Source organism: Pseudomonas sp. Pme6b (assembly GCF_058129925.1).
Window position 1 is genome coordinate 1 of record NZ_CM176704.1, and the last position, 23794, is coordinate 23794.

18 protein-coding genes and 1 pseudogene are annotated in these 23794 nt (G+C 58.2%); 7 read left to right on the top strand and 12 right to left on the bottom strand.

Annotated features, from left to right (window positions below; genetic code table 11):
* The 5 genes from dnaA to AC4ANE_RS00025 all read left to right on the top strand — a co-directional run bounded on the left by dnaA (position 1) and on the right by AC4ANE_RS00025 (position 7861).
* Entirely contained in the window at positions 1-1536 is a 1536-nt protein-coding gene (gene dnaA / locus AC4ANE_RS00005; RefSeq protein WP_002551316.1) for a chromosomal replication initiator protein DnaA, read from the top strand.
* A gap of 38 nt (positions 1537-1574) precedes the next feature.
* Entirely contained in the window at positions 1575-2678 is a 1104-nt protein-coding gene (dnaN, locus tag AC4ANE_RS00010; protein ID WP_002551317.1) for a DNA polymerase III subunit beta, read from the top strand.
* Positions 2679-2700: 22 nt separating this feature from the next.
* On the top strand, positions 2701-3804 hold the full coding sequence (gene recF / locus AC4ANE_RS00015) for a DNA replication/repair protein RecF (protein ID WP_002551318.1): 1104 nt from the start codon (positions 2701-2703) through the stop codon (positions 3802-3804).
* A 4-nt stretch (positions 3805-3808) separates the two neighbouring features.
* A complete protein-coding gene (gene gyrB, locus AC4ANE_RS00020) occupies positions 3809-6226 on the top strand; it encodes a DNA topoisomerase (ATP-hydrolyzing) subunit B (protein WP_002551319.1) in 2418 nt (805 codons plus the stop codon).
* 309 nt (positions 6227-6535) lie between these two features.
* Positions 6536-7861, top strand: a complete 1326-nt coding sequence (locus AC4ANE_RS00025; protein WP_031596763.1) for an NAD(P)/FAD-dependent oxidoreductase — start codon at positions 6536-6538, stop codon at positions 7859-7861.
* Between the two features lie 263 nt (positions 7862-8124).
* Here the strand turns inward: AC4ANE_RS00025 and AC4ANE_RS00030 are convergent, their stop codons facing one another.
* The 5 genes from AC4ANE_RS00030 to glyQ form a co-directional block, all read right to left on the bottom strand.
* Positions 8125-8610 carry an SHOCT domain-containing protein gene (locus AC4ANE_RS00030; protein ID WP_031596765.1) on the bottom strand — a complete coding sequence of 162 codons (486 nt, stop codon included), beginning with the start codon at positions 8608-8610 and terminating at the stop codon, positions 8125-8127.
* Positions 8611-8969: 359 nt separating this feature from the next.
* Positions 8970-9740 (bottom strand): lysophospholipid acyltransferase family protein, encoded by a 771-nt coding sequence (locus tag AC4ANE_RS00035; RefSeq protein ID WP_002551323.1) that lies wholly within the window; start codon positions 9738-9740, stop codon positions 8970-8972.
* Positions 9741-9805: 65 nt separating this feature from the next.
* The gene (gmhB, locus tag AC4ANE_RS00040; RefSeq protein ID WP_002551324.1) at positions 9806-10351 is read right to left on the bottom strand and encodes a D-glycero-beta-D-manno-heptose 1,7-bisphosphate 7-phosphatase; all 546 of its coding nucleotides are present in this window, start codon (positions 10349-10351) and stop codon (positions 9806-9808) included.
* Between the two features lie 10 nt (positions 10352-10361).
* Positions 10362-12416: a glycine--tRNA ligase subunit beta gene (gene glyS, locus AC4ANE_RS00045; RefSeq protein ID WP_002551325.1), complete on the bottom strand. Its 2055-nt coding sequence runs from the start codon at positions 12414-12416 to the stop codon at positions 10362-10364.
* Positions 12413-13360: a glycine--tRNA ligase subunit alpha gene (gene glyQ / locus AC4ANE_RS00050; protein ID WP_002551326.1), complete on the bottom strand. Its 948-nt coding sequence runs from the start codon at positions 13358-13360 to the stop codon at positions 12413-12415. The genes glyS and glyQ overlap by 4 nt, the downstream gene beginning before the upstream one ends.
* Before the next feature lie 80 nt (positions 13361-13440).
* Here glyQ and AC4ANE_RS00055 point away from each other — a divergent pair, with 80 nt between their 5' ends.
* Positions 13441-13992 carry a DNA-3-methyladenine glycosylase I gene (locus AC4ANE_RS00055; RefSeq protein ID WP_002551327.1) on the top strand — a complete coding sequence of 184 codons (552 nt, stop codon included), beginning with the start codon at positions 13441-13443 and terminating at the stop codon, positions 13990-13992.
* Between the two features lie 38 nt (positions 13993-14030).
* Positions 14031-14918, top strand: coding sequence for a lysophospholipid acyltransferase (locus AC4ANE_RS00060; RefSeq protein WP_002551328.1), 888 nt, complete (start codon positions 14031-14033; stop codon positions 14916-14918).
* Between the two features lie 315 nt (positions 14919-15233).
* Here the strand turns inward: AC4ANE_RS00060 and AC4ANE_RS00065 are convergent.
* The 7 genes and pseudogenes from AC4ANE_RS00065 to def form a co-directional block, all read right to left on the bottom strand.
* Positions 15234-17459: pseudogene (locus AC4ANE_RS00065) on the bottom strand (FdhF/YdeP family oxidoreductase); the annotation flags it as partial.
* Positions 17460-17628: 169 nt separating this feature from the next.
* A complete protein-coding gene (locus AC4ANE_RS00070) occupies positions 17629-18837 on the bottom strand; it encodes an IS91 family transposase (RefSeq protein WP_460408648.1) in 1209 nt (402 codons plus the stop codon).
* A 108-nt stretch (positions 18838-18945) separates the two neighbouring features.
* Complete coding sequence (locus tag AC4ANE_RS00075; RefSeq protein ID WP_237901246.1) at positions 18946-19353, bottom strand: hypothetical protein; 408 nt, start codon at positions 19351-19353, stop codon at positions 18946-18948.
* Positions 19354-19505: 152 nt separating this feature from the next.
* Positions 19506-20879: a Trk system potassium transporter TrkA gene (gene trkA, locus AC4ANE_RS00080; RefSeq protein ID WP_005732751.1), complete on the bottom strand. Its 1374-nt coding sequence runs from the start codon at positions 20877-20879 to the stop codon at positions 19506-19508.
* A 4-nt stretch (positions 20880-20883) separates the two neighbouring features.
* A complete protein-coding gene (rsmB, locus tag AC4ANE_RS00085) occupies positions 20884-22209 on the bottom strand; it encodes a 16S rRNA (cytosine(967)-C(5))-methyltransferase RsmB (RefSeq protein WP_002551331.1) in 1326 nt (441 codons plus the stop codon).
* On the bottom strand, positions 22206-23150 hold the full coding sequence (gene fmt, locus AC4ANE_RS00090; protein WP_002551332.1) for a methionyl-tRNA formyltransferase: 945 nt from the start codon (positions 23148-23150) through the stop codon (positions 22206-22208). The genes rsmB and fmt overlap by 4 nt, the downstream gene beginning before the upstream one ends.
* Before the next feature lie 54 nt (positions 23151-23204).
* Positions 23205-23711: a peptide deformylase gene (gene def / locus AC4ANE_RS00095; protein WP_002551333.1), complete on the bottom strand. Its 507-nt coding sequence runs from the start codon at positions 23709-23711 to the stop codon at positions 23205-23207.
* Positions 23712-23794: the final 83 nt, after the last annotated feature.

A 23794-nucleotide genomic window follows, 5' to 3' on the forward strand; every position in this document is an offset into this window, starting at 1 on the left:
GTGTCAGTGGAACTTTGGCAGCAGTGCGTGGAGCTTTTGCGCGATGAGCTGCCTGCCCAGCAATTCAACACTTGGATCCGTCCGCTACAGGTCGAAGCCGAAGGCGACGAGTTGCGTGTGTACGCACCGAATCGTTTTGTTCTCGATTGGGTCAACGAAAAATACCTCGGCCGTTTGCTGGAGCTTCTTGGCGAGCATGGTCAAGGCATGGCACCTGCCCTTTCCTTATTAATAGGAAGCAAGCGCAGCTCTGCACCACGTGCCGCTCCGAATGCGCCATTAGCTGCCGCGGCGTCCCAGGCGCTGTCTGCCAATTCGGTCAGCAGCGTCTCGTCGTCTGCACCCGCCATGGCTACTCCGGCTGCTCCTGTCGCGGTGCCTGCACCGGTTCAGAACGTTGCAGCACACGACGAGCCTTCACGCGACAGCTTCGACCCAATGGCTGGTGCCAGCTCGCAACAGGCGCCCGCTCGTGCGGAGCAACGTACCGTGCAGGTCGAAGGCGCGCTCAAGCACACCAGTTACCTGAACCGCACGTTCACGTTCGAGAATTTTGTCGAGGGTAAATCCAACCAGCTGGCACGCGCTGCAGCCTGGCAGGTTGCCGATAATCCCAAGCACGGCTATAACCCGCTGTTCCTTTATGGTGGTGTAGGTCTTGGTAAAACTCACTTGATGCATGCTGTGGGTAACCACCTGCTAAAGAAGAATCCGAACGCCAAGGTTGTCTACCTGCACTCGGAGCGCTTCGTCGCAGACATGGTCAAGGCCTTGCAGCTCAATGCAATCAACGAGTTCAAGCGCTTTTACCGTTCAGTCGATGCATTGCTGATCGATGACATTCAATTTTTTGCTCGCAAGGAACGTTCACAGGAAGAGTTTTTCCACACGTTCAACGCGCTGCTGGAGGGCGGGCAACAGGTCATTCTGACCAGCGACCGCTATCCGAAAGAAATCGAAGGCCTTGAAGAACGACTCAAGTCGCGTTTCGGCTGGGGTCTGACAGTTGCTGTCGAGCCTCCGGAGCTGGAAACCCGTGTGGCTATCCTCATGAAGAAAGCGGATCAGGCCAAGGTCGATCTGCCTCATGACGCTGCGTTCTTCATTGCCCAGCGGATTCGCTCCAACGTTCGAGAGCTGGAGGGCGCGCTCAAGCGTGTCATCGCTCACTCGCACTTCATGGGCCGCGACATCACCATCGAACTCATTCGCGAATCGCTGAAAGATTTGCTGGCGTTGCAGGACAAGCTGGTGAGTGTGGATAACATTCAGCGTACTGTCGCCGAGTACTACAAGATTAAGATCTCCGATCTGCTGTCCAAGCGTCGTTCCCGTTCTGTTGCCCGGCCTCGCCAGGTTGCAATGGCGCTTTCCAAGGAACTCACCAACCACAGTCTTCCGGAAATCGGTGACGTATTTGGTGGTCGGGACCATACGACTGTCTTGCACGCCTGCAGAAAGATCAACGAGCTCAAGGAATCCGATGCGGATATCCGCGAGGACTACAAGAACCTGCTGCGCACTCTGACTACGTGATAACGCCAGTGCAGCTTATTAAGGCAAGGGACTAGACCATGCATTTCACCATTCAACGCGAAGCCCTGTTGAAACCCCTGCAATTGGTCGCCGGCGTGGTAGAACGCCGCCAGACCTTGCCGGTTCTTTCCAATGTGCTTCTGGTCGTCGAAGGTCAGCAACTGTCGCTGACCGGTACGGATCTGGAAGTCGAACTGGTTGGCCGCGTTCAGCTGGAAGAGCCCGCTGAACCTGGAGAAATCACGGTTCCTGCGCGCAAGCTCATGGACATTTGCAAAAGCCTTTCCAATGACGCGCTGATCGATGTCAAACTCGATGACTCCAAGCTGATCGTCAAGGCAGGTCGTAGCCGTTTTACTCTGTCCACGTTGCCTGCCAATGATTTCCCGACGGTGGAAGAAGGCCCGGGCTCGTTGACCTTCAATCTGGTGCAGAGCAAGTTGCGCCGCCTGATTGAACGCACCAGCTTTGCGATGGCCCAGCAGGATGTTCGCTACTACCTCAACGGCATGCTGCTTGAAGTGAGTGCCGGTATTTTGCGCGCCGTCGCCACTGATGGTCACCGCCTGGCGATGTGCTCGATGTCTGCCGATATCGAACATGCCGATCGTCATCAGGTGATCGTCCCGCGCAAAGGTATTCTCGAGATGGCGCGCTTGCTGACTGAGCAGGACGGCATGGTCAGCATCGTTCTGGGTCAGCATCACATCCGCGCGACTACCGGCGAGTTCACTTTCACTTCCAAACTGGTCGATGGCAAATTCCCGGATTACGAGCGCGTGTTGCCTAAAGGCGGCGACAAACTGGTGTTGGGTGACCGTCAGGCATTGCGCGAAGCGTTCAGTCGCACCGCAATTCTGTCCAACGAGAAGTACCGCGGTATCCGCCTGCAATTGGCCAATGGTCAATTGAAAATTCAGGCCAATAACCCAGAGCAGGAAGAGGCAGAGGAAGAAATCAGCGTCGAGTACAACGGCGATTCGCTGGAGATAGGTTTTAACGTGAGCTACCTGCTCGACGTGTTGGGTGTGATGACGACCGAGCAGGTACGCCTGATTCTGTCGGACTCCAATAGCAGCGCCTTGGTGCAAGAGTCGGATAACGACGATTCCGCCTACGTTGTCATGCCGATGCGTCTGTAACTTCATGTCCAGCGCAACCTAGATGTCTCTTAGTCGCGTCTCGGTCACCGGGGTGCGCAATCTGCACCCGGTGACCCTCTCCCCCTCCCCGCGTATCAATATCCTCTACGGCGCAAACGGCAGTGGCAAAACCAGTGTTCTGGAAGCCATCCACCTGCTGGGGATCGCGCGTTCGTTTCGTAGCAGTCGCCTGCTTCCTGTCATCCAGTACGAGCAGCCCTCTTGCACCGTCTTTGGACAGGTCGATCTTGCGCAAGGTGGTCACAGCAATCTCGGAGTATCACGCGACCGACAAGGCGAATTCCAGATTCGTATTGACGGGCAAAATGCGAGAAGTGCCGCTCAGCTTGCTGAAATATTGCCGCTGCAACTGATCAATCCGGACAGCTTCAGATTGCTGGAAGGTGCCCCGAAGATACGCAGGCAGTTTTTGGATTGGGGAGTGTTCCACGTGGAACCTCGATTCATGGTCACTTGGCAGCGCCTGCAGAAGGCCCTCAAGCAGCGAAACTCGTGGCTTCGGCATGGTACACTTGACGCCGCTTCACAGGCGGCATGGGACCGAGAGCTGTGCTCGGCAAGTGACGAAATAGATGAATTTCGTCGCGCCTATATCAAGGCATTGAAGCCCGTTTTTGAACAGACTTTGAGCGAACTTGTTGAGCTTGAAGGTTTGACCCTGAGCTATTACCGAGGATGGGACAAGGAAAAAGAGCTGAGTACAGTGCTCGCCTCTTCCCTGCATCGTGATCAGCAAATGGGCCACACCCAGGCTGGACCACAACGAGCTGACCTGCGCCTTAGATTAGGCGCTCATAACGCGGTGGATATATTGTCTCGCGGTCAGCAAAAGTTGGTGGTCTGCGCATTGCGTATTGCTCAGGGACACCTGGTCAGCCAGGTCCGTCGCGGCCAGTGTATTTACCTGGTGGATGACTTGCCCTCCGAACTGGATGACAACCATCGACGCGCGCTTTGCCGCTTGCTGGAAGAATTACGCTGCCAGGTGTTTATCACCTGTGTAGATCAAGAATTTTTGAGGGAAGGCTGGCAGACGGAAACGCCAGTCGCTTTGTTCCACGTGGAACAAGGCCGTATCACCCAGACCCACGACCATCGGGAGTGATTGCATGAGCGAAAACCAAACGTACGACTCGTCCAGCATTAAGGTGCTGAAAGGACTTGATGCCGTACGCAAGCGTCCGGGAATGTACATCGGTGATACAGACGATGGCAGCGGTCTGCACCACATGGTGTTCGAGGTGGTTGATAACTCGATCGACGAAGCATTGGCAGGCCATTGCGACGACATCAGCATCATCATCCATCCAGACGAATCTATCACCGTGCGCGACAACGGCCGCGGTATTCCGGTAGACGTGCATAAAGAAGAAGGCGTGTCGGCAGCCGAGGTCATCATGACCGTGCTCCACGCTGGCGGTAAGTTCGATGACAACTCCTACAAAGTATCCGGCGGCTTGCACGGTGTAGGTGTATCGGTTGTTAACGCCCTTTCGGAACTTCTGCTGCTGACGGTTCGTCGTAGCGGCAAGATCTGGGAACAGACCTACGTGCATGGTGTTCCACAGGAGCCGATGAAAATCGTCGGTGAAAGTGATACCACCGGTACTCAGATCCACTTCAAGCCTTCTGCTGACACGTTCAAGAATATCCACTTCAGCTGGGACATCCTGGCCAAGCGAATTCGTGAACTGTCGTTCCTGAACTCCGGTGTTGGCATTGTCCTCAAAGACGAGCGCAGCGGGAAGGAAGAGCTGTTCAAATACGAAGGCGGTCTGCGTGCCTTCGTTGAATACCTGAACACCAACAAGACGCCGGTCAACGAAGTGTTCCACTTCAACATCCAGCGTGATGATGGAATCGGTGTCGAAATTGCCCTGCAGTGGAACGACAGCTTCAACGAGAACCTGTTGTGCTTCACCAACAACATTCCACAGCGTGACGGTGGTACTCACTTGGTGGGCTTCCGTTCCGCACTGACGCGTAACCTGAACAACTACATCGAGCAGGAAGGTCTGGCCAAGAAGCACAAGGTCGCGACCACGGGCGACGATGCGCGTGAAGGTTTGACTGCGATCATTTCGGTCAAAGTACCTGACCCGAAATTCAGCTCGCAGACTAAAGACAAACTGGTTTCTTCTGAAGTCAAAACTGCCGTGGAACAGGAGATGGGCAAGTACTTCTCCGACTTCCTGCTGGAAAACCCGAACGAAGCCAAAGCCGTCGTTGGCAAGATGATCGACGCAGCCCGTGCCCGCGAAGCAGCGCGCAAGGCTCGCGAGATGACTCGCCGCAAAGGTGCGCTGGATATCGCTGGCTTGCCGGGCAAGCTTGCCGACTGCCAGGAGAAGGACCCTGCCCTCTCCGAACTGTACCTGGTGGAAGGGGACTCTGCTGGCGGATCAGCCAAGCAGGGGCGTAATCGCAGAACCCAGGCGATCCTGCCACTCAAGGGCAAGATCCTGAACGTTGAAAAAGCGCGTTTCGACAAGATGATCTCTTCCCAGGAAGTGGGCACTTTGATCACCGCGCTGGGCTGTGGCATCGGCCGTGAAGAGTACAACATCGACAAGTTGCGGTATCACAACATCATCATCATGACCGATGCTGACGTCGACGGCTCGCACATCCGCACCCTGCTGCTCACCTTCTTCTTCCGTCAGTTGCCTGAGCTGATCGAGCGTGGCTACATCTACATCGCTCAGCCACCGCTGTACAAGGTGAAGAAAGGCAAGCAGGAGCAGTACATCAAGGACGACGAGGCCATGGAAGAGTACATGACCCAATCGGCCCTCGAAGACGCCAGCCTGCACCTCAGCGAATCGGCACCGGGCATCTCTGGTACTGCGCTGGAGAAACTGGTCAATGACTTCCGCATGGTCATGAAGACTCTCAAGCGTCTGTCGCGTCTTTATCCACAGGAACTGACCGAACACTTCGTCTACCTGCCGCCGATCTCGTTGGAGCAACTGTCCGACCACGAGGGCATGCAGGCCTGGCTGGCACTGTTCGACGCGCGTCTGCGCACCGGCGAGAAATCGGGTCTGGTCTACAAGGCCAGCCTGCGTGAAGACCGTGAACGTAACGTCTGGCTACCAGAGGTAGAACTGATCTCTCATGGTCTGTCGAACTACGTCACCTTCAACCGTGACTTCTTCGGCAGCAATGACTACAAGACCGTTACCGCTCTGGGACTGCAGATCAGCACACTTCTGGAAGAAGGTGCCTATGTACAACGTGGCGAGCGCAAGAAGCCTGTCACCGAGTTCAACGAAGCCCTCGCCTGGTTGATGGCCGAAAGCACCAAGCGCCACACCATCCAGCGCTACAAAGGACTGGGTGAAATGAACCCGGACCAATTGTGGGAAACCACGATGGACCCAAGTGTGCGCCGTATGCTGAAAGTGACCATCGAAGACGCCATTGGCGCTGACCAGATCTTCAACACCCTCATGGGTGATGCGGTCGAGCCACGTCGTGACTTCATCGAGAGCAATGCGCTGGCAGTGTCCAACCTGGACTTCTGATGGACGTGTAGCTTCACAGAAAAGCTAGCCGTTATCCCGCCAAGGTGATTTCGGCTTGATAAGGCCAACCCCAGGGTTGGCCTTTTTCATTTGAGTGTCTTTCAGGCCTATCCTGTGTCGCAACGATCTTATGGACTTGGCCACGATGAACGTTGAATGAATCTGCCGTTTATAGTGGCCAAAACAGTCGATCCGTACGTTTGCGCGGAGAACTTCAGCGCAGATGACTTCGCTGAGCGATTAACCTGATCAATATCGCAGCCGCTCAAGGCTGCACGTATCACTACGATATTGGCAGGAATAGCAAAAATGCCCGCACCTCTGATCCCCGTCGAGACCTCCCCCAAGCTTCCCTTGGAGGCAGATGTAGTTGTCATTGGCGGAGGCATAATAGGCAGCTTCACCGCCTACTACCTCGCACTGCGCGGCATGAAGGTCGCTCTGGTTGAAAAAGGCCGTATCGGTGCCGAACAATCGAGTCGTAACTGGGGGTGGTGCCGGCAGCAGAATCGGGATGCCCGGGAGCTGCCGATGGCAACCAAAAGCCTGGACCTGTGGGAGCAGTTTGCCAAGCAGAGCGGCGAGCAGACAGGCTTCACCCGCTGTGGCCTGCTTTACTTGAGCAACGACGAGAAAGAACTTGCGGGATGGGCGCGCTGGGGAGAATTTGCCCGTACTGTAGGTGTCCAGACTTACATGTTGAACGCCCAGCAGGCCGCTGAACGCGGCAAGGCTACAGGCAAGCAATGGAAGGGCGGAGTCTATGCGCCTACGGATGGTACTGCCGATCCATCTCGTGCAGCGCCAGCTGTTGCGAGAGCGATCATGGCGCTGGGCGGCACCGTGCATCAAGGTTGCGCCGCTCGGGGGCTTGAAACCGAAGGTGGGCGATTGTCCGCTGTGGTCACTGAGCACGGCACCATTCGTACCCGGCTCGCGGTACTTGCCGGAGGCGCGTGGGCTTCTTCGTTCTGTCGCCAGTACGGTATCAGTTTTCCCCAAGCCACTATTCGCCAGACGGTAATGTCAGTGTCCCCGCCGACCGACGAGTTGGTGGCGGCGTTGCATACTTCAAATATCTCCATGACTCGCCGCTATGACGGTAGCTACACGCTGGCAATCAGCGGCCGTGGAAGGGTTGATCCTACGCCACAGTTATTTGGTTTTGCTACACAGTTCCTGCCCATGTTTCAGCGTCGTTGGCGCAACCTGGTATCGGGAGGCCTGGAAGGCTTGCGCTCAGGCCACGAGGGTCGCGGCAAGTGGCGTCTCGACCAGCCGACACCTATGGAGAAGATGCGCATACTTGATCCAAAGGTAGATGCCTCTGCGGTGGAGTTGACCTACAAGCGTGCGGTGGCGATGGTCCCCGCTCTCAAGCAATCGTCGGTCACTGCTGCCTGGGCTGGTTATGTCGACAGCACACCTGATGGTGTGCCCGGGATCGGTGAAATCGCCAGCCTGCCCGGCCTCGTCCTGGCCGCCGGGTTCAGCGGCCATGGTTTCGGTATTGGACCAGGAGCAGGTGACCTGATCGCTGACATTGTCAGTGGTGTCGCCCCTATCGTTGACCCTAAACCCTATCACCCAGACCGTTTCCACGGCTCATCTTGGGGTAAGGTGGCAGATTTTTGATTGAAACGACGAGCGATCCACAGTGACTGCTGTGCTTACATCGGCGTAGTCACCGCGATAACTGTGCGCGCATTGGAGCTGAGAAAACTTACGACTGGTGTTCCACGTGGAACACCATGGTTTTGGGATATCAGTGACTATTTTACGCATCAATGGAGCCGGCCACGCCCTTTCAATAACGGACCAGGCAACCGCTCAGTCCTAGCGGAAATTTAACGTCGTGTCCGGAATCAGGTGTCCACTACCTATAGGCTCGTTACGGTCTACATCCGTGAAAGCAGATCTGCTTTCTTTATCAGAAACTCATCTTCGGTCAGGACGCCTTGGTCCTTTAAGTCGGAGAGTTTTTTCAACATTGCAGGGATGTCCTCTGTCGAAGCCGACGAGGTCTTGGCTGGTTGGTGCGACGCTGCTACTGCCTCGAGAATCATTTTCTTGATCTGCTCAAAATCCGCGTTGCTGCCCTTGCCGAAGAATACGGAATTGTCATCGTTTGCAATATTTGTTGAACCGCCGCGAAAAGCCAAATCACCAGCGTGGATCACTTGGAAGAAAGCTTTATTAAGCAGTGAGGCGGGCTCCAGGCGAATAGCTGAAATGGCTGATATTGGAATATCTTTGTTACCTTTGCCCATGCCTGAGAATTGTCGCAGTGCACCAAACAGTCCTGTGCGGCGAATTAGAACCTCAGATCCGATGAATGTAATCTCGCCGTTAGACCCTTTGGCTGTAAAAGGTAAATTGCTCATCGCCGTACTCCATTACAAAAATGCAAGATTACCTGAAGGTAGGCGTTATGGCAGCAATAAGAGTGGTCCAAGCGCGAGGATTTGAGGAAACGTTGCAGCCAGATTGAACGGGACATGTTCCCCTGCTGCCCTTTCAGAAATATTGGAGCGGTGCGTTGGCCTGACTGAAATCGGCTTCGCCTCGGGCGTTAGCCCAAGCAATAAAAAACCGACCTTTTGCAGGTCGGTTTTTGATACATCACCAAAACTTATGCACGTTTTTCCGGTTTTTATAGCCCGAAAAAATATGTATACGAATTAAAGAGTTAGCCAAGGTTTTGACGGATTTCAGAAAAACCGTACACAGGTTATCCACAAAATCACGCCGGGACTTTTTCAGGGCTTGCTGCTGGTGTAACAGGCGAGCCCATCGCGCGCTGTGCTTCCTCATTCCAGGCCTGCACACGGTCATTCAACGCAGCAATGGCGCGCGGGCCTGTACCCTCTGCGTACATCGGTTCGCCAATCACCACCTGGATAGTGCCTGGCTTTTTCGCCCAGCCATCTCGAGGCCAGTATTTGCCAGCGTTATGAGCGATAGGCAGGACTGGCAGATCAGCGTTTACCGCCAACGCAGTACCGCCGCGAGAGAATTTTCCGACCTGGCCGTAAGGCACGCGTGTGCCCTCCGGGAAGATCAATACCCAGACGCCATCCTTGAGCAACTCGTCGCCCTTCTTGGCAATCTCCCTGAGTGCGGCTTTCGGGTTTTCGCGGTCAATGGCGATCGGGCGCAGCATTGCCATCGCCCAGCCAAAGAACGGCACATACAGCAATTCACGCTTGAGGACCTGGCTCATCGGCTCGAAGTACGCCGACAGGAAGAAAGTCTCCCAGGTACTCTGATGGTTGGATATGATCACGCAGGGGGGGTTCGGTACGTTTTCGGCGCCAGTCACTTCAACCTGGATGTTCAGAAACACCTTGGTCAGCCAGATGGCGCAGCGGCACCAATAGACGTTAATGAAGCGATAGCGGGCTTTGAACGGCAGAAAAGGCGCAATGAAAAAACTCAACGTGCACCACAACAGCGAGCTGGTGCCCAGCAACAGGTAGAAGAAGAAGGTCCTGATTGCCTGCATGATCGACATAGTTACGTTTACCGTACGGGCAGGTGCCCGCTCCTTGAGCGTCCTGAACCTGAAGAGCTGACTGTTCAGTGAACGCTGTTGTGGATAAGTTCTGCGGCAACTGCCGCCAGATCGTCAAAAATCAACGTGCCTGCCGGCACTCCGCCTTCCATCGTCTTGCGGCCTTTGCCGGTCATCACCAGCACAGGCTGAGAATCGACGGCCAAAGCGGCCTGTAGGTCACCTTTACTGTCGCCCACGAACCAGAGACTTTTGGGGTCTACTGCGTAATGAGTGACGATGGCCTGCAGCATCCCGGGTTTGGGCTTGCGGCAGCTACAGCCATCGTCTGGCCCATGCGGGCAGTAGACGATCAAACCGACCTCGCCACCCTGCTCTGCCACCAGCTTGCGCAAGCGCTCATGCATGGCGTCCAGCGTGGCCAGATCATAATAACCTCGGGCAATGCCCGACTGGTTGGTGGCGACGGCCACCGTCCAGCCGGCCTTGCTCAGATCTGCGATAGCCTTGATCGAGCCGGGAATGGGCACCCACTCCTTCACTGACTTTATGTAAGCATCGGAGTCATGGTTGATGACTCCGTCTCGATCAAGTATCAGCAGTTTCACCATCGACTCCTTCTCAGCCCAGCAGCGAGATATCGGCAACGCCAAGGAACAGGCCGCGCAAACGCGACAACAAGGCATAACGGTTGGCGCGCACATTGGCGTCTTCCGCGTTGACCATTACCGCTTCGAAGAATGCATCGACCGGCTCACGCAGCATCGCCAGACGCGCCAGCGATTCGCTGTATTGACGCTCGGCAGCCATCGGCTGGACCGCGTGGTCAGCCTGCTGAATAGCCGAGTACAGCGAAAACTCGTTGGCGTTGTCGAAATACTTGGGCTCGACGGTCTGGGCAATACTGCCCTCGGCCTTGCTCAACAGGTTCGATACGCGCTTGTTCACCGCGGCCAGTGCAGCGGCCTGTGGCAGTTTGCGGAAAGCCTGGACCGCCTGAACACGCTGATCGAAATCCAGCGCCGAAGCAGGTTGCAGCGCACGTACCGAGAGGTACACAGCCACATCGACGCCTTCGTCTTCATAACGCGCACGCAGACGGTCGAAGATGAAGTCGAGTACCTGCTCCGCCAGACCGGCAGGCTTGATCTTCGCGCCAAACTGCGTGACTGCGAATTTCACCGTTTCGACCAGGTTCAGGTCGAGCTTCTTCTCGATCAGAATACGCAGGATACCCAACGCAGCACGACGCAGCGCATAGGGGTCTTTGCTGCCGGTGGGCAGCATGCCGATACCGAAGATACCGACCAGCGTGTCGAGTTTGTCGGCGATGGCCACCGCAGCGCCAGTCAGCGTTGTCGGCAGTTCGGCGCCCGCGCCACGTGGCATGTACTGCTCGTTGAGCGCCAGCGCAACATCTTCAGGTTCGCCGTCAGCCTTGGCGTAGTAGTAACCGGCAATGCCCTGCATTTCCGGGAACTCGCCGACCATCTCGCTCGACAGGTCGCACTTGGACAGCAGGCCAGCCCGTGCCGCACGCTGGGCGTCGCCGCCGATGCGCGGGGCGATGTAGGCAGCCAGTTTCGAGACGCGCTCGGCTTTGTCGAACACGCTACCCAATTGTGCCTGGAACACGACGTTTTTCAGACGATCGTTGAAGGTTTCCAACTTCTGCTTTTTGTCCTGCTTGAAGAAGAACTCGGCATCAGTCAGGCGTGGACGAACCACCTTCTCGTTACCGGCAACGATTTGCGCCGGGTCTTTGCTCTCGATGTTGGCCACGGTGATAAAGCGCGGCAGCAACTTGCCTTCGGCATCCAGCAGGCAGAAGTATTTCTGGTTGTCCTGCATGGTAGTAATCAGCGCTTCCTGAGGTACTTCCAGGAAACGTTCTTCAAAAGAGCACACCAGCGGAACCGGCCACTCGACCAGCCCGGCTACTTCATCAAGCAGGCTTGGCGGTACGATGGCAGTACCTTCCTGTTGGGTGGCCAGCTCGTCGACGCGCTTGCTGATGATCTGGCGACGTTCGTTGAAGTCGGCCAGTACATGCGCGGCGCGCAGGTCGCTGAGGTAACCGGCAGGCGAAGAAATACGCACGTCTTGCGGGTGATGGAAGCGATGACCACGAGAATGACGACCCGCGCTCTGGGCGAGGATCGTGCAGTCAACCACCTGATCACCGAACAGCATCACCAGCCACTGGGTCGGACGCACGAACTCTTCCTTGCGGGCACCCCAGCGCATGCGCTTGGCAATCGGCAGGTCGTTCAGCGAGTCTTCGACGATAGTCGGCAGCAGCGACGTGGTCGGCTTGCCGAGGATGGTCTGGCTGTAGCGCAGTTTCGGGCCGCTCTGATCGATTTCGCTCAGATCGACGCCGCACTTCTTGGCAAAGCCCAGTGCTGCCTGCGTCGGGTTGCCGTCCGCATCGAACGCTGCCTGACGCGGCGGGCCGTCGAGGTTGACGCTGCGATCCGGTTGTTGCGTGGCCAGCGCGGTGATCAGCACGGCCAGGCGACGCGGTGCGGCGTAGACCTGTTTGGCGCTGTAGGTCAGACCTGCGCCCGACAGGCCTTTTTCAATACCGGCCAGAAATGCATCTGCCAGGGAAACGAGGGTCTTGGGTGGCAGTTCTTCAGTGCCCAGTTCAACCAGAAAATCTTGAGCACTCATTGCGCTGCCTCCAGCTTGGCCAACACTTCATCGCGTAGATCGGGCGGCGCCATCGGGAAACCGAGACGGGCGCGGGCCTGCAGGTAGGCCTGAGCCACCGAGCGGGCCAGCGTGCGTACGCGCAGGATGTATTGCTGACGCGCGGTCACGGAAATCGCGCGGCGGGCATCCAGCAGGTTGAAGGTGTGCGAGGCCTTGAGGACCATTTCATAGCCCGGCAACGGCAGCTCCAGCTCGATCAGACGTGCGGCTTCGCTCTCGTAGAAATCGAACAGTTCGAACAGTTTGTCGACGTTGGCGTGTTCGAAGTTGTAGGTCGACTGTTCCACCTCGTTTTGATGGAACACGTCGCCGTAAGTCACTTTGCCGAACGGGCCGTCAGCCCAGACCAGATCGTAGACTGAGTCCACGCCTTGCTGGTACATGGCCAGACGCTCAAGGCCGTAAGTGATTTCGCCGGTAACCGGGTAGCACTCCAGGCCGCCGACCTGTTGGAAGTAGGTGAACTGCGAGACTTCCATACCGTTGAGCCAGATCTCCCAGCCCAGACCCCAGGCGCCCAGCGTCGGCGATTCCCAGTTGTCTTCGACGAAACGTACGTCGTGCACCAGCGGATCGAGGCCGATGTGCTTGAGCGAACCCAGGTACAGTTCCTGGAAGTTGTCCGGGTTGGGCTTGAGAATCACCTGGAACTGATAGTAATGCTGCAGGCGGTTCGGGTTTTCGCCGTAGCGGCCGTCAGTCGGGCGACGGCTTGGCTGTACGTAAGCGGCGTTCCAGGTTTCCGGGCCTACGGCGCGCAGAAACGTGGCAGTGTGGAACGTGCCGGCGCCTACTTCCATATCGTAGGGCTGAAGTACCACGCAACCTTGTTCTGCCCAGTATTGCTGGAGGGCGAGGATCAAGTCTTGGAAGGTACGCACGGCTGGCGTAGGCTGGCTCACAAATTTCACCTGTGCTGGGCTGCGATTCAAAGAGCGGGAGTATACCCGATTCGGCCGCACGTCCACTCCTTGGGAGCCCTATGACACGCTGCTTTTGGTGCAACGAAGACCCCCTGTACATCGCTTATCACGATCAGGAGTGGGGAGTGCCGCTGCGCGATGCGCAGAAGCTCTTCGAGTTGCTTTTGCTCGAAGGGTTCCAGGCCGGGCTGTCGTGGATCACGATTCTCAAGCGGCGGGCGCGTTATCGCGAAGTGCTGCACGGCTTTGACGTCGAGCGCCTGGCGCAGTTGAGCGATGCCGAAATAGAGACGCTGATGCTCGATCCGAGCATCATCCGCAACCGCCTCAAGCTCAAGGCCGTGCGCACCAATGCGCGGGCCTGGCTGGCGCTGGAAGACCCGGTCGCGCTGCTCTGGTCGTTTGTCGGCGGTACACCGAAGATCAATCACTTCAAGGATCGCAGCGAAGTCCCGGCGATTACCGCCGAGGCCGAAGCAATGAGCAAGGAACTTAAAAAGGCCGGTTTCACCTTTGTCGGCCCGACCATCTGTTATGCGTATATGCAGGCCAGCGGTATGGTCATGGATCACACTGTAGATTGTGATCGGTATGCGATCCTGAGCCGCTGACGGTTACACTACCCGCCTCGAGAATCTGGGAGTCATCTGTGGATAAGTTCAAAGGCGCCGTAATGGTCGGGGCGTTGCGATTGTTTGCGCTGTTGCCGTGGCGCGCGGTGCAATGGGCAGGTACCGCGATTGGCTGGCTGATGTGGAAGCTGCCCAACCGTTCGCGGGAAGTGGCACGGATCAACCTGTCCAAGTGTTTCCCCGAGTTGAGCGAGCCGGAGCTGGAAAAGCTCGTTGGCCGCAGCCTGATGGACATCGGCAAGACCCTGACCGAAAGCGCCTGTGCGTGGATCTGGCCAGCACAGAAATCGATCGACCTGGTGCGTGAAGTCGAAGGGCTCGATGTGCTCAAGGATGCGCTGGCGTCCGGCAAGGGCGTAGTCGGCATCACCAGTCACCTGGGCAACTGGGAAGTGCTCAATCACTTCTATTGCAGCCAGTGCAAGCCGATCATTTTCTATCGTCCACCGAAGCTGAAGGCGGTCGACGACCTTTTGCGCAAGCAGCGTGTGCAGTTGGGCAACCGGGTTGCGGCGTCGACCAAGGAAGGCATTCTCAGTGTAATCAAGGAAGTGCGCAAAGGCGGCTCGGTGGGTATTCCGGCCGATCCGGAGCCGGCCGAATCAGCGGGCATCTTCGTGCCCTTCTGCGGCACCCAGGCGCTGACCAGCAAGTTCGTACCGAACATGCTGGCAGGCGGCAAGGCGGTCGGTGTATTCCTGCACGCCATGCGCCTGCCGGACGGCTCGGGTTACAAAGTGGTACTCGAAGCGGCCCCTGAAGCCATGTACAGCACCGACACCGAAACCTCGGCAGCGGCGATGAGCAAAGTGGTCGAGAAATACGTGCGGGCCTACCCGAGCCAGTACATGTGGACCATGAAACGCTTCAAGAAACGCCCGGCAGGCGAAGCGCGCTGGTACTAGGAAAGATCGGACGCGGAGCGCCGCACGATAGTCAGGTTATCGTTCCGCACGCTCCAGAGTGGGAATGCCGTGCGTGACGCTCCGCGTCACAGATCTGCGCCGCGCCGCGCATTCAAGATCGGACGCAGAGCGTCCAGAACTGCATGCGACGCGGAGCGCCGCACGATAGTCAGGTTATCGTTCCGCACGCTCCAGCGTGGGAATGCCGTGCGTGACGCTCCGCGTCACAGATTTGCGCCGCGCCGCGCATTCAAGATCTGACGCGGAGCGTCCAGAACTGCATGCGACGCGGAGCGCCGCACGATAGTGTTTCCCTCAACTGGCCGCAGCAATCAACCCGCGCCGTTCCAGTGCCACTTGCGTCCCCTCCGAACTCATCCGCACCAGGTTCACCGGGATGGATTTGGCCGCAGGGGTGTTGCCGTGCTTATCCCGGTTGGCCAGTGGCAGCAGCCCGTTGGTTTCCGGGTAGTAGGCTGCGCAGCAGCCTTGCGGCACGTCGTAGGGGATGACTTTGAAACCCGCTGCACGCCGCGTCGTAGTCGGGTCGAGCGCTGTCTGAAACTCAATGTAGTCCCCGGCCTTCAGCCCCAGGCGTTCGATGTCCTGTGGGTTGAGCATCACCACCATGCGGTCGCCGTAGATATCCCGATAACGGTCATCATTGGAATACACCGTGGTATTGAACTGGTCATGGCTGCGGATCGTCATCAACTGCAAATGCTCCGCGCCCGGCGGCGTGTCGTCTTCGTCGTAGACGCCTTCAGGAAAGAGAAAGTTGGCCTTGCCCGACTCGGTGTCCCACTTGCGCTCACTGGCGGCATTGGGCAATCGAAAACCTCCGGGTTCTAGGATGCGCTGATTGAAGTCATAAAACTGCTCGGGCAACACTTCTTCGATCTTGTCGCGAATCCTGGCGTAGTCGCCCACATAGCTGTCCCAGTCCACCTTGGGATTGGGCGCGAGCGTCGCTTTAGCGATACCGGCAATGATGGCGATTTCGGAAATCAGATGCTTCGACGCAGGCTCGAGCATGCCGGTCGAGCCGTGCACCATCGACATCGAGTCCTCCACCGTAATGGTCTGCGCCACGCCGTTCTGCAGGTCGCGTTCCGAACGCGCCACGCATGGCAGCAGAAAGGCCTTCTGTCCATGCACCGTCGCGCTGCGGTTGAGTTTGGTGTTGACCAGCACCGTCATTTTCAAACGGCTGACGGTCGGGCAGATCACATCGGTGTCCGGAATGGCGCGGAATAAATTACCGCCCATGGAAATAAGGGCTTCCACCTCGCCACGCAACAGGGCTTCGCAGGTCTGGGCCACGGCATGGCCTTTTTTTCTGGACGCCTCGAAACCGAACACCTTGCTCATGCTGGCCAGAAACGGTTCGCCGGCCTTTTCATAGATGCCCATCGTCCTGTCGCCCTGTACGTTGGAATGCCCACGCACCGGGCAAGCCCCCGCACCGAGCTTGCCGATGTTGCCGCGCAATAGCAGTAGGTTGATGATCTGCTGCATCGCATCGCCGCCACGCTTGTGCTGAGTGATGCCCATGCCCCAGCAGCAGATGACCCCCTTCGAGCGCTTATAAACCGCAGCCACCTCTTCGATGGCCTGGCGCGTCAGGCCCGAATGGCGCTCGATGATGTCCCAGGGCAACTGTCGGCAATAGTCGGCGTACTGCTCAAAGCCATGGGTGTGTTCTTCAATGAACGCCACATCAAGGACGCGCGGCAGGTTTTCACGCTGCGCCACGTCGTCGGCTTCGATCACGGCCTTGCAAACGCCTTGCAGGGCGATCATGTCGCCGCCGATTCTCACCTGATGGTACTGCGAGCTGATTTCCACCCCATGCAGACTGAGCATGTCGCGCGGGTCCTGCGGCGCCGCAAAACGTACCAGCGCCCTTTCCCGCAGCGGGTTGAACGAGATGATACTGGCACCCCGTTTTGCGGCCGCGTGCAGTTCGGACATCATGCGCGGGCTGTTGCTTCCGGGGTTCTGACCAATGATGAAAATCGCGTCGGCGTTCTCGAAATCTTCCAGCGTCGTGGTGCCCTTGCCGACCCCGATCGACTCGGGCAGCGCCGCAGTGGTGGTTTCATGGCACATGTTCGAGCAGTCAGGGAAGTTGGCCATGCCGTACAGCCGACCGAACAGCTGATACAGAAAGGCGGCTTCGTTCGACGTGCGCCCGGAGGTGTACAGCTCCAGCTTCCACGGATCGCTCAGGCCGCGCAGCTCTGCGCCGATCTCGGCGAACGCCTCGTCCCAGGTGACGGGCAGGTATTTGTCAGTGGCTGCGTCGTAGCGCATCGGCTCGGTAATACGGCCTTCTGCTTCCAGCTCGTGATCGCTCCAGGTCGCCAGTTCGCTGACCGTATGCCGGGCGAAAAACTCAGGCGTCACGCGTTTTTTAGTCGATTCCCAAGCCAGTGCCTTGGCACCGTTCTCGCAGTATTCAAAGGTATGCGGCTTCTTCGGGTCCGGCCAGGAGCAACTGGGGCAATCGAAGCCGCCAGGCTTGTTCATGCATAGGAGTTTCAAAATGCCTATGCATGAACCTGACGCTGTGAAGGAGGCGTCATGCCTTCATAGCGATGCGTAGGAAGACGCTGATGCGTTACTTATGCAGTGAAAATCCCTATCAATTCGCATTAACGCAGGTTATTTTACCGCTGAAACTAGGTGCGGACGCACCTTCCCCCTCTCAGGGCTTCACGTACCTCATCTGCGCGATCGCCTGAGCGTTGAGGACCAGTCCCTGCACCGTCAGCCCGCTGATTGCCGCCGTGTAGACCATCCGCGCGCCACACAGCACGCAGCGGAACGGATCGACGTTTAGAAAGGCTTTGGCCATCTGCACAAAATACAGCTTCGGTGTCGGTCCTGGCGTCGCCATCTTCAATGCTTCATAGACCTTCGGCAGGTATTTCCCACACACCCGATTGGCCAGAAAACCAAAATACCGGATCATCCGGAAATGCTTTTCCGGGATGTGCTGCACCACCCGGCGCAGCATGTCGGCCTGGCTCAGCGTTTCCTGCTGATAGGTCTGCGTGCGGTGATCCAGGTAGGTAAAGCTCAACGTGGCCCCGCAGGTGTAATGGGCCAGACGACTGCCCGAGATCGGCGGTTTTTTCAGGTAGCGGCCCAGGTAATTGACGGTCTTTCGGCCGTTTTCCGTCTTCTTCGACAAGTGGATGTGCCAGTGCTGGCCGCCAGCGGTCAGTATCAGACGGCGCCAGTCGCTTTCACAGAGGATGTGGGCCAGCTGCGGCGGCATCGTCAATTGCGAAAGCGGCTGTCCCAGCAGGTAATCGCGCACCAGCCACATCCAGCGCCGCCGCAGGGCCTCTTTGTGGAACGACAGATTTTTCCAGACGCCCTGCTCATCCAGGCCGCCCGCGGTCACCGACAGGTGGACGTGGGGATGCCAGTTGAGCCGCCGGCCATAGGTGTGCAGCGCACCGAAAATCCCGACGCGCAAACCGCGCCGCTTGGCGGTGTAGATCAGGTTATCGGCCGCCAGACGAAACAGCGCATCGAGCAGCCAGCGGTTGTAGAAGAACAGGGACCACAGCGTGTCGGGCAGCGTGAACACCAGATGCTGCCAGGGGCAGTCGGGCAGACGGTTGTTTTGCACGGCGATCCACTGGTCGGTGGCCTTTTTGCCGCAGGAAGGACAGGCCCGGCAATGGCAGGTGTTGCACAGGTATTTGACGTGCGGGCAATGCTCATTGCCACAGGTGTAGTGTTTGACGCCCAGTATCGAGGTGCCGCAGGCGAGCATTTTGCTGATCGACTCCACTTCGATTTGGCGCAGACCGCCGGTTTCCAGCAAACCTGCCCAGCAGCCGTTGGCCGTGAAGAGGTTTTTGAGCGGTCGAGGTGTGTAAGCAGGCGGTGCAGAGGCCACGTCAGCAGGGCGGCTCCTCATCGTGGTGAATGACGGCGGTGATGGCGAATCCGCCTGGCCCTTCTCTCATCTAAACGCTTACGCAAGAAGCGTCGGGAAACCTGTCGTTCAGATACGTTGTCTGGCAGCAACTACAAAGATCGACATCACCGAAAGGATCGATATCGAAGGAAAAGTCGGTATCGGGCACGAAGGTAGTATGCCCGGCGCGTTGGAGACGGGTCTGCTTTGCCTTGGCTTTTGCCCGGCTCGCCCGTTTACGTTTTTTGGTCTCTGACGCCATGTGTAAGCCTGTGCTGAGGAGGGATCGACTCGATTTCGGCTATGATAACCGATTTCAAAATCCCACAATTTGCAGCCGCAGGCTGCCCAGTTCATGGACAGCAGCGTGCGGTTGCCCTTGATCAGCACATGCTGGTGCAACAGGTGCTTGTTGACCGCACTGAGCGCAGGCCAGCCGCCCGCAGGTGTGCCGTCGGTTTGTGAGCCTTGAAGGGGGACTTTGGATTCAGGCATTGCTTATGTTCTCTCTGGTAACGCCCGTCAAAGGCATAGCGCGCGTATGTGTGATACGCGCGCTTAGAGAGAATTCGTCCGAGTCGACGAGCGTTGCCGACCAGACAGGTCGGCAAGAGGTTCAGTCAGGGAGCAGGCTGTTCAGGGCCTGTTCAGAAAAAGCTCAACCCCACCTGAAACAGCCGCTCCACTTCACGGATGCACTTTTTATCCACAAGGAACATGATCACATGGTCACCGGATTCGATAACGGTGATGTCGTGGGCGATGAGCACTTGTTCGTCGCGGATGATCGCACCGATTGCCGTACCGGTCGGCAGGTTGATGTCCTTGATGGCGCGGCCCACCACCTTGCTGGATTTCGGGTCGCCGTGCGCCACGATCTCGATGGCTTCGGCTGCACCGCGCCGTAACGAGTGCACGCTGACGATATCGCCCCGTCGCACATGAGCCAGCAGCGTGCCGATGGTTGCCAGTTGCGGGCTGACCGCCACATCAATCTCACCGCCCTGGACCAGATCGACGTAGGCCGGGTTATTGATCAGGGTCATTACCTTGCGTGCGCCCAGCCGTTTGGCCAGCAGCGACGACATGATGTTGGCTTCATCGTCGTTGGTCAGCGCCAGGAACAGGTCGGTATTGTTGATGTTTTCTTCCATCAGCAAATCACGGTCCGATGAGCTGCCCTGTAGCACCACCGTACTGTCCAGATGCTCCGACAGATAGCGGCAGCGCGCCGGGTTCACTTCGATGATCTTTACCTGATAGCGGCTTTCAATGGCTTCAGCCAGACGCTCGCCGATGTTGCCACCGCCTGCGATGACGATGCGCTTGTAGTTCTCGTCCAGACGCCTCAGCTCACCCATCACCGCACGAATATCGGCCTTGGCGGCGATGAAGAACACCTCGTCGTCGGCTTCGATGACCGTATCGCCGTGGGGCAGGATCGCCCGGTCGCGCCGATAGATCGCCGCGATACGGGTGTCGACATTGGGCATGTGCGCACGTAACTGGCGCAGCTGCTGGCCCACCAAGGCACCGCCGTAATAGGCTTTGACCGCGACCAGTTGTGCCTTGCCTTCAGCGAAATCGATGACCTGTAGCGCGCCGGGGTACTCGATCAGACGCTTGATGTAATTGGTAACCACCTGTTCCGGGCTGATCAACACGTCGACCGGGATCGCGTTTTTATCGAACAGGCCCGCGCGTGTCAGGTACGCCGCTTCGCGGATGCGCGCGATCTTGGTCGGCGTGTGGAACAGCGTGTGGGCCACCTGGCAGGCGATCATATTGGCTTCGTCGCTGCTGGTCACCGCGACCAGCATGTCGGCGTCGTCTGCGCCCGCCTGGCGCAGGACTGCGGGATAGGAGCCCTTGCCCTGCACGGTACGGATGTCCAGGCGGTCGCCCAGATCGCGTAACCGGTCGCCATCGGTGTCGACCACGGTAATGTCGTTGGCTTCGCCCGCCAGATGCTCGGCCAGCGTACCGCCTACCTGACCTGCACCCAGAATGATGATTTTCACGCGCTTACTCCCGCGCCGCCGCGATCTTGATCAGTTTGGCGTAGTAGAAACCATCGTGGCCGCCTTGCTGGGCCAGCAGCTGGCGACCATGGGCTTGCTTGATACCTGCGGGCGGCTGTCCTGCCTGCCCGGCGATGTCCAGCTCTCTGGCCCCGGAGGTGCGGGCCAGAAACGCCTCGATGACTTCGGTATTTTCGGTCGGCAGTGTCGAGCAGGTCGCGTACACCAGCATGCCGCCTACCTGCAGCGTAGGCCACAACGCATCGAGCAGCTCGCCCTGCAAGGCCGCCAGCGCGACGATGTCGTCTGCCTGACGAGTCAGTTTGATGTCCGGATGACGACGAATCACGCCGGTCGCCGAGCACGGCGCGTCGAGCAGGATGCGCTGGAACGGCTTGCCGTCCCACCACTGCGCCGTTTCGCGGGCGTCGGCAGCGATCAGCTCGGCGTCCAGCCCCAGACGATCAAGGTTTTCACGCACGCGGACCAAGCGCTTGGCTTCGAGGTCCACCGCCACTACGCCGCTCAATTGCGGCTGCACTTCCAGCAAATGGCAGGTCTTGCCACCTGGCGCGCAGCACGCGTCGAGTACGCGTTGCCCGGGTGCGAGCTCCAGCAGATCGGCGGCCAGTTGCGCGGCTTCGTCCTGAACGCTGATCCAGCCTTCGGCAAAACCGGGCAGTGAGCGCACATCGCACGGCTCGGCGAGCACGATGCCGTCCTGACTGAATGTGCACGCACTGGCTTGCAGGCCGGCAGTGTTGAGCAGTTCGAGGTATTGATCGCGACGGTGATGGCGTCGGTTGACGCGCAAAATCATCGGCGGGTGCGCATTGTTGGCCGCGCAGATGGCTTCCCAATGTTCCGGCCAGGCGGCTTTCAGGGCTTTCTGCAGCCAGCGCGGGTGGGCTGTACGCACCACCGGGTCGTGTTCCAGCTCGATCAGCAGCGCTTCGCCATCGCGTTGCGCGTTGCGTAGTACGGCGTTGAGCAAGCCTTTGGCCCACGGTTTTTTCAGCTTTTCAGCGCAGCCAACGGTTTCACCAATGGCCGCATGCGCAGGAATTCGGCTGTAAAACAGCTGGTAAAGACCCACCAGCAGCAACGCCTCGACGTCGGCATCGGCGGCCTTGAAGGGTTTTTGCAACAGTTTGGCCGCCATTGCCGACAGGCGTGGCTGCCAGCGTGCGGTGCCGAACGCCAGATCCTGAGTCAGGCCGCGATCACGCACCTCGACCTTGTCCAGTTGCGTGGGCAGCGAACTATTCAGCGATGCCTTGCCGCTGAGCACGGCAGCCAGTGCCTTGGCGGCGGCCAGACGCGGGTTCATTGACCCAGTACCGTGCCGATGGCGAATTTCTCGCGACGGCTGTTGAACAGATCAGCAAAATTCAGCGGCTTGCCACCCGGCAGTTGCAGACGGGTCAGGCGCAGGGCGTTCTGGCCGCAGGCGACGATCAGGCCGTCCTTGCTTGCGCTGAGGACAGTTCCCGGTACACCCTGCCCTTCGGCCAGATCGGCAGCCAGCACTTTCAGGGTTTCTTCGTTCAACGTGCTGTGGCAGATCGGCCACGGGTTGAAGGCGCGGATCAGACGTTCCAGCTCATCGGCCGGACGTGTCCAGTCGAGACGCGCCTCATCCTTGTTCAATTTATGAGCGTAATTGGCCAGGCTGTCGTCCTGAACCTCGCCGACCAGCGAACCATCCGCCAGCCCTGCAATGGCCTGCAACACCGCTGGTGGGCCGAGTTCGGCAAGACGGTCATGCAGCGTGCCACCGGTGTCCTGTGCGGTGATCGGGGTGACAGCCTTGAGCAGCATCGGCCCGGTGTCCAGACCAGCTTCCATTTGCATCACGGTCACGCCGCTTTCGGCGTCGCCGGCCTGCACCGCGCGCTGAATCGGCGCAGCTCCGCGCCAGCGTGGCAGCAGTGAGGCATGGCTGTTGATGCAGCCCAGACGCGGAATATCCAGCACCACTTGCGGCAGGATCAAGCCGTAGGCGACCACCACCATCAAATCAGGCTTGAGCGCGGCCAGTTCGGCCTGCGCGTCAGGGGCGCGTAGCGTGGGCGGCTGCATGACCGGGATGTCATGCTGCAGTGCCAATTGCTTGACCGGGCTGGGCATCAGCTTTTGTCCACGACCGGCCGGGCGATCAGGCTGGGTGTACACGGCGACGATCTGGTAAGGGCTGTCTAGCAGGGCCTTGAGGTGTTCGGCGGCAAATTCCGGGGTGCCGGCGAAGACGATGCGCAGTGGCTCAGTCATGGAGTTCTCATTATAAAAAAAAGGCCTGTTCAGGCCTTTTGGGGTAACGACGGATCAGGCGTTGAGCTTGTGCTGCTTTTCGAGCTTCTTCTTGATCCGGTCACGCTTGAGGTTGGAAAGGTAATCGACGAACAGCTTGCCGTTCAGGTGATCGCATTCATGCTGGATACAGATGGCGAGCAGGCCCTCGGCAACCAGTTCGTAAGGCTTGCCGTCACGGTCCAGCGCCTTGACGCGAACCTTTTGCGGGCGGTCGACGTTTTCGTAGAAACCGGGAACCGACAGGCAGCCTTCCTGATACTGATCCATTTCGTCGGTCAGCTTTTCGATTTCAGGATTGATGAAGACCCTCGGTTCGCTGCGGTCTTCGCTCAGGTCCATGACGACCACGCGCTTGTGGACGTTGACCTGAGTCGCGGCCAGGCCAATACCTGGCGCTTCGTACATGGTTTCAAACATGTCGTCGACCAACTGGCGAATGCCTTCGTCTACCATCGCCACAGGTTTGGCGATAGTGCGCAGGCGCGAATCGGGAAATTCGAGGATGTTTAGAATGGCCATATACGTAAGAGCTGCACTGTTAAGGTAAAGTCAATGTTGGGTGCCGGGCCCGGGAGTTCAAGGCAGGCAGCCCAGGACAGGAC

Bases quoted from the DNA above. Each gene is read 5' to 3' on its own strand.
- AC4ANE_RS00035 (WP_002551323.1), bottom strand. From the start codon at position 9,740: ATGTCGATCATGCAGGCAATCAGGACCTTCTTCTTCTACCTGTTGCTG.
- AC4ANE_RS00025 (WP_031596763.1), top strand. From the start codon at position 6,536: ATGCCCGCACCTCTGATCCCCGTCGAGACCTCCCCCAAGCTTCCCTTG.
- AC4ANE_RS00075 (WP_237901246.1), bottom strand. From the start codon at position 19,353: ATGCCTGAATCCAAAGTCCCCCTTCAAGGCTCACAAACCGACGGCACA.
- recF (WP_002551318.1), top strand. From the start codon at position 2,701: ATGTCTCTTAGTCGCGTCTCGGTCACCGGGGTGCGCAATCTGCACCCG.
- AC4ANE_RS00030 (WP_031596765.1), bottom strand. From the start codon at position 8,610: ATGAGCAATTTACCTTTTACAGCCAAAGGGTCTAACGGCGAGATTACA.
- fmt (WP_002551332.1), bottom strand. From the start codon at position 23,150: ATGACTGAGCCACTGCGCATCGTCTTCGCCGGCACCCCGGAATTTGCC.
- dnaN (WP_002551317.1), top strand. From the start codon at position 1,575: ATGCATTTCACCATTCAACGCGAAGCCCTGTTGAAACCCCTGCAATTG.
- def (WP_002551333.1), bottom strand. From the start codon at position 23,711: ATGGCCATTCTAAACATCCTCGAATTTCCCGATTCGCGCCTGCGCACT.
- gmhB (WP_002551324.1), bottom strand. From the start codon at position 10,351: ATGGTGAAACTGCTGATACTTGATCGAGACGGAGTCATCAACCATGAC.
- rsmB (WP_002551331.1), bottom strand. From the start codon at position 22,209: ATGAACCCGCGTCTGGCCGCCGCCAAGGCACTGGCTGCCGTGCTCAGC.
- gyrB (WP_002551319.1), top strand. From the start codon at position 3,809: ATGAGCGAAAACCAAACGTACGACTCGTCCAGCATTAAGGTGCTGAAA.
- AC4ANE_RS00055 (WP_002551327.1), top strand. From the start codon at position 13,441: ATGACACGCTGCTTTTGGTGCAACGAAGACCCCCTGTACATCGCTTAT.
- glyS (WP_002551325.1), bottom strand. From the start codon at position 12,416: ATGAGTGCTCAAGATTTTCTGGTTGAACTGGGCACTGAAGAACTGCCA.